This window comes from Amycolatopsis sp. NPDC041971 (genome assembly GCF_055588925.1).
Genome location: NZ_JBVJCE010000009.1, coordinates 1 through 4623, shown reverse-complemented (window position 1 = coordinate 4623; position 4623 = coordinate 1). Strand labels below are relative to the sequence as shown.

The following is a 4623-nucleotide window of genomic DNA, read 5'->3' as shown; positions in this document are numbered from 1 at the left end:
GTGCCGGCGTTTCCTTTGTAAGCGACGTCTTCCCCCCCAACAACCCCCCCCCCCCCACCCCCCCCCCCCCCCCCCCCCCCCCCCCCCCCCCGCCCCCCCCCCCCCCCCCCCACGTCCCCAAGCACGCGAGTCACGCCTTCACGACCGGCCGCCGAGGTCACAACCGTCCCACTGTCACCAGAGATCACATCTGACGGTAGCGAAAGCCTCCTTCACTACCGTCAGAGTAGGCAAGGAGGCCTTCACTACCAGGAGAACGCGTACGCAGGAACGACACAGGCCCCGCATCACGACACGGTTGACTTTCCCCTCAATAACCCGAAACGCCACTCACGAGGACTTGGCCGGTGTCCTTCATGGACCTCGGCAAGGTGTGAAGGTCGAGTTCCCTCGGCTGAGCCGAGGGAAGGGGGCCTTCACGCGCAGCCGCTGTGACCACCGGTGCCTATGGGGCGAACGTGGCGAGGCCTTCACGGACCGACCACCTGACCTGCGCTCACGACGTCAGAGCGGTCCGCAGGATGGCCTCGAATCGTTCCGCCGTCGGCGGTTCGTCGCGCAACAATCCCTGCAGTAGCAACCCGTCCACCAGCCCCACCAGCAGCTCGACCCGTACCGGATCGTCGGTGTAGCGGCGGGCGAAGTCCGCCAAAGCCGCCATCCAGCGATCGGTCGACTCGCGGAGCCTCGGTTCCCGTGCCGCCAGGAGGTACAGCTCGTACTCGGCCAGCAGATGCCCGGGCTTGGCAACGACCTCGGCCATCAAGGAGGCGAACTTCCGCAAGGCGTCCACGCCGCCGTCGGCCTCGGCGGCGAGGACGCGCATCCGTTCGGAGTCTTCGTCCATGCATTGGGTGAGCGCGGCTGTCAGCAGGTCTTCGATCCCCCGGAAGTGGTACGCGGCCGCCGTCGCGGGCAGTCCCGCCTCACGGGCGACGGTGCGGTGGCTGACCCCCGAAACCCCGTCCCTGGCGACAATGCGCAGGGTGGCCTCGATGAGTTCCCGTTTGCGTTGCACGCCTTTGGCGAGACGGCCGTCGGTGCTCGGCTCGTTCACCGTGCCGCCTCCTCGCTGATCGTGGTCTTCCTGCTCAGCAGAGGATACGAGAGCAGGGCGATCAGGATGATCGAGCCACCGGCGACGACCGCGACGGCGAACCCGCCGTCCGGCCCGAAGCGGTCGACGGCCTCGCCCGACACCGCGGCGCCGAGCGCGACCCCGATGCTGAGACCGGTGATCGCCCACGTCATCCCCTCGGTCAGCTTTTCCGCCGGGACGACCTTCTCGATCATCCCCATGACAACGATCATCGTGGGAGAGAAGAACAAACCGGCGACGAACACCACCGCGCACAGGCTCCCGACGCCGTCCACGATCAGTAACGGCACCACGCTGGCTGCCGTGCCCGCGGTGCCGATCAGGAGCAGCCGAGGCGGTGTCATGGCGAGCTTGAGCGTCCCGAAGACCAGTCCCGAGATCGCCGAACCCACCGCGTAGACGGAAACGACGATGCCCGCGGCCGACGGCGACCCGGCATGCCGGGCGAACGCCACACTGACGACGTCGACCGTGCCGACGATGACGCCCCCCGCCACCAGCGTCAGCACCAGCACCCGCACCGCGCCCAGCCGGATCGCCGAACTCCCGGAGGATCCACTCGGCGGCAGCACGGGCGGCTCCGTCTCGCGCTGCGCGACGAACAGCAGCACTCCGACGACGAGGAACACCACGGCGACCAGCGGTCCGGCTTCGGGGAAGACGGTGGTGCACAACGCCACCGACAGCGCGGGCCCGATGACGAAGGTCAGTTCGTCGACCACTGATTCCAGCGCGAAAGCCGTGTGCAGCCGGGGCGAGCCGCGGTACAGGCGTGACCAGCGGGCCCGGACCATCGCCGCCATGCTCGGCATGAACCCGGCGAGGATCGCGGACACATACAGCGTCCAGACCGGCGCCCCGAAGTGCGCGCAGAGCAGGAGCACACCCAGTGCCATCACGCTGATTCCGGTGACGGGCAACAGGATCCGGCTCTGCCCCCGGCGATCCACCAGCCTCGAAACCTGCGGCCCGAGCAGCGCCATGGACAGCGTGAACGCCGCCGAGACCAGTCCGGCGAGCCCGTAGTCGCCCCGGGTTTGCGCCAGCATCGTGATGATCCCGATCCCCATCATGGGGACCGGGATCCTGGCGACCAGCCCGGCGGCGGAGAAGGCGAGCGAGCCCTTCGCGGAGAACAGCTCTCGATATTGGCCTGGCACGGCACACCCCACAACTTGAACGATCGTTACATTTTGAACACTCGTTTCACTTTATACACGCGCGGCACCCGGTCCCGCAACGAGCGCGAGCGCTTCGTTCAGTCCGGCCGTCTCACCGTGCGGCGCGGCCCAGGCGACGTATCCGTCCGGCCGCATCAGGAAGGCCTGATCGGAGGCCGTCTCGACGAGCCGCACCCGGCCGTTCGCGGCGGCGCGAACCTCGTCGGCGCGAGCCACCAGGAGCGCGCGACCGTCCTCGGACACCAGTGGCAGCGGAACGAACCGGCCGACCAGCGGATGCGCGGCGTCCGGCGCGTAGTCGATGTCGACTCCGTTCCCCATCGCGATGAAGTGCCGTCTGGCCGCCGGGATCGCCAGGGTCTCCTCCATCACCTCGCGGAGCGCGGCGACCTGCGGGCCGGGACGCAGCAACGCGACCTGAGCCCGGGTGTTGCGCAGTACCCGCTCCCCGACCGGACGCCGCTCCGCGGTGTAAGTGTCCAATAAGGACTCCGGCGACAGCCCACGGAGGACCAGGCCGAGTTTCCAGCCGAGGTTCATCGCGTCCTGGAGCCCCAGGTTCAGCCCCTGTCCACCGATCGGCGAATGCACATGGGCGGCGTCACCCGCCAGAAGGACGCGCCCCTCCCGATAGGTCACGGCCTGACGCGTGTTGTCACTGAAGCGGATTCCGCCGCCGAAGCGGACGAGCTCGACGTCGATTCCCGCGACACGGCTGATGCTCGCCCGCATCTCCTCGGCCGTCAGCGGCGCGTCCCGGGCGCCGGGTCCGCCGTCGAACTCCATGGTGGAGATCTCGCCCGGCACCAGTGACGCGTGCACCATTCCGCCCGGGCCGTGCATGGTCGAGTTCACCGCGCCGGGCTCGGCGAGTTCCGCCGCGGCGACCCGCCCGGTCATCGTCGCGTCCGTACCGGGGAACGCGATCCCGGCCCGCTTCCGCACGACACTGCGGCCGCCGTCGCAGCCAACCAGGTAGGCGGCCCGCTCGGACCGGCCGTCGGCGAGCACGGCGTGGACCGCCGAATCCTCCTGAACGAGGTCGACGACTTCGGCGTTCGTCCGGACGCGGACGCCGAGCCCGATCGCCCATCCGGCGAGGATCCGTTCCAGGACATGTTGCCTGAGGACGAACCCGCCTGCCGCTCCCGACGGGGCCCCATCCTCCACGAGAGGCAAACCGGCGAAATGCCCCCTTGCGCGATTCCCCTTCAGCAGCCGCGAAACGCCGGATGTCTCCTGCTGCGCTTTCGAGAACGCCTCGGTCAGACCACGGAGCCGCAAGGACTGCGAAGTGCGGCCGTTGATCCCGCGCACCCCGAAGCTCCGGCTCCGGCGGGCCGCCCCGTCGGACGCCTCCAGTACGAGCGGATCGGCTCCGGCCAGCCGGAGTTCGCCCGCCAGCAGCAGGCCGACCGGTCCCCCGCCCACGATGATCACGTCGTTCACGGCACCCCCATTTACAGTGTAAATATACGCTGTAAATATGATAGATACACCGTAAACCTGTCAAGCGAAGGGTGCGGGATGACGCGGAGAGAACCGTTGAACCGGGAGAAGGTCCTGGACGCGGCACTCGCCTTGGCCGGCGAGGAAGGCCTCAAAGGGCTGTCGATGCGCAAACTCGCCAAGACGCTCGGCGTCGAAGCGATGGCGCTCTACAACCACGTCCAGAACAAGACCGACATCCTCGACGGCATCGCGGAGCGCGTCTACAGCGGAATCGAACCGGCCGACCCCTGCGCACCGTGGCCCGAACGGGTGCGGGTCATCGCGCTCAACCTCTATCGCGCGCTCGCCCGGCATCCGGTCGTGCCGATGGCCTTGGCCACCGACGAGGCCAATCCGAACTCGCTGCGCTCCTTGCGGCCGGTCGAGGATCTCGTCGGCGCGCTCTACGAAGCCGGTTTCGAGGACGACGGGATCCGCCAGACACTGGGTGCCCTGAACAGCCTCGTCTTCGGCTCCCTGCTGCTGACGACCGCCGGTTTCACCACGACACGCCGCGACGAAACCGGACAAGATCCCTACGTACGGAGGATCGATCCGGAGGCACTGCCGAACTTCAGCCGCGCCTTACCCGCGCTGGCGGCCGTGGATCCCGAGCGGGACTTCACACGCGCGCTGGATCTGCTGATCAGCGGCCTCGTCGCGGCCGCGCCGTCGGACGGGTCATGAGTGAGCTGAGTCGCCAGAACGGCGAAGGTTTTGAGGAACGCTCACCGGTCCGTGAAGGCCTCCTTGAGGAACCCAGAGTCCCTCAAGGAGGCCTTCACGGACTTCCGCCCACTGAAGCACGACCTCTTCGGCGAAAATGCTCGCAGAATGGGATAAGACGTAGCT

The 4623-nt window shown here is 68.2% G+C and carries 4 protein-coding genes; 1 reads left to right on the top strand and 3 read right to left on the bottom strand.

Translation table 11 applies throughout. The annotated features are described in order from the left end of the window. Positions 1-496: 496 nt before the first annotated feature. Genes ACZ6DT_RS19200 through ACZ6DT_RS19190 form a run of 3 tightly spaced genes read right to left on the bottom strand, consistent with a single transcriptional unit; the run spans position 497 to position 3729 of the window. Positions 497-1057 carry a TetR/AcrR family transcriptional regulator gene (locus ACZ6DT_RS19200; protein ID WP_465596606.1) on the bottom strand — a complete coding sequence of 187 codons (561 nt, stop codon included), beginning with the start codon at positions 1055-1057 and terminating at the stop codon, positions 497-499. Continuing rightward, positions 1054-2259 (bottom strand): MFS transporter, encoded by a 1206-nt coding sequence (locus tag ACZ6DT_RS19195; RefSeq protein ID WP_465596603.1) that lies wholly within the window; start codon positions 2257-2259, stop codon positions 1054-1056. The genes ACZ6DT_RS19200 and ACZ6DT_RS19195 overlap by 4 nt, the downstream gene beginning before the upstream one ends. 51 nt (positions 2260-2310) lie before the next feature. Then, positions 2311-3729: an FAD-dependent monooxygenase gene (locus ACZ6DT_RS19190; protein ID WP_465596600.1), complete on the bottom strand. Its 1419-nt coding sequence runs from the start codon at positions 3727-3729 to the stop codon at positions 2311-2313. 78 nt (positions 3730-3807) lie between these two features. Here ACZ6DT_RS19190 and ACZ6DT_RS19185 point away from each other — a divergent pair, with 78 nt between their 5' ends. Continuing rightward, positions 3808-4458, top strand: a complete 651-nt coding sequence (locus tag ACZ6DT_RS19185; protein WP_465596597.1) for a TetR/AcrR family transcriptional regulator C-terminal domain-containing protein — start codon at positions 3808-3810, stop codon at positions 4456-4458. Positions 4459-4623 lie beyond the last annotated feature (165 nt).

Bases quoted from the DNA above. Each gene is read 5' to 3' on its own strand.
- ACZ6DT_RS19185 (WP_465596597.1), top strand. From the start codon at position 3,808: ATGACGCGGAGAGAACCGTTGAACCGGGAGAAGGTCCTGGACGCGGCA.